This is a genomic window from Gammaproteobacteria bacterium, from assembly GCA_003696665.1.
Taxonomy (GTDB): domain Bacteria; phylum Pseudomonadota; class Gammaproteobacteria; order Enterobacterales.
The window spans coordinates 1-1,059 of the sequence record RFGJ01000549.1; the positions used below are offsets into that span (position 1 = coordinate 1).

General features: G+C 50.0%; 1 protein-coding gene. It reads left to right on the top strand.

Annotated features, from left to right (window positions below; genetic code table 11):
• Positions 1-73 precede the first annotated feature (73 nt).
• Positions 74-970, top strand: coding sequence for a hypothetical protein (locus D6694_13485; protein ID RMH37054.1), 897 nt, complete (start codon positions 74-76; stop codon positions 968-970).
• Positions 971-1,059: the final 89 nt, after the last annotated feature.

The window sequence follows — 1,059 nt, forward strand, 5'->3', positions numbered from 1 at the left end:
AACCCCGCGTTAAGCCGACCCGCCTTCGGCGGTAGTGAGGCGGCGCGAAATTTGCAAATTTGCGCTATACTGGATGTATGGTGCATTTGCATCCACCGGAGGGCGGCTTACGCCCACGTTAGGCCCTGGAGCAATGCAAATCGAGTTGCACGACATCACACCGCTGTATCTTGAATATGCAATCCGGCAGCGTGAGCAAGCTTACTTTGCTACCTATCCCGAACTTTTTCGGCATTATTATCAGTATTGGGTAGCCCCCGGTGATCTCGTTCGTATGACGGAAAATACCGTTCAGGAAAAAGCCACCTTGATCAAGTCCAAATTGCCCGTTCTGGAGCGGGCATTTACCTGCAAAGGATTTTCGGGCAAAATTCGTGTGGTGCTTTTCGTGGGAGCCAATACAACCAATGGGCACGCTTTCTGGGATGAGACGCATCAATCTTTTGTGGTTTGGTTACCAGTAGAAACCTATGACAGTCCTTTACAAGTGGATGTTTTTGTAGCTCATGAGATAATACACGCTCTACATTACACGCGGTGCCCGGAGTTTTACTTTCAAGACGAAAGGGCGAAGCATCTGGTAGGGCGACAAGTCATTACAGAAGGTATTGCTACGCGGGGAACGCAAAAGATTTTGGCATGTGACGATGTAATGGCCTTATGGGCAGACTATGTTTCACTGTCGTTTGCCAGACAATGGCATGAACGGTGTGGTACCCGATTGTCGGAGATGGCGCAGCGCATTTTGAACGAATGGGACGACAGTCAGGAAACGAATGAATGGTTTAGCCTGTGGGATGAAAACGACGTTACGCGCTATAGAGGTGGTTACTATGTAGGCCTTCGGGCAATCGAAAAAATTAGTCAAGAACGAGTCATGAATTTGCAATCTCTACTTGCACTGGAGAAGCAAGAATTAGAAGCTCTAATTTTGAGGGCACTCCGTGAAATGGCAGAAGGTCGGGCCTAACCGTGCGTGTAGCGGACAGCGGCTATGCCGCCCGCGAATCGGGGCGCGAATTGCAAACCGGGTCATAGGTTGGGCGTGGTGGTTGTGCA

Excerpts from the sequence above, each read along its gene's own strand:
- D6694_13485 (RMH37054.1), top strand. The coding sequence starts at position 74 with ATGTATGGTGCATTTGCATCCACCGGAGGGCGGCTTACGCCCACGTTA.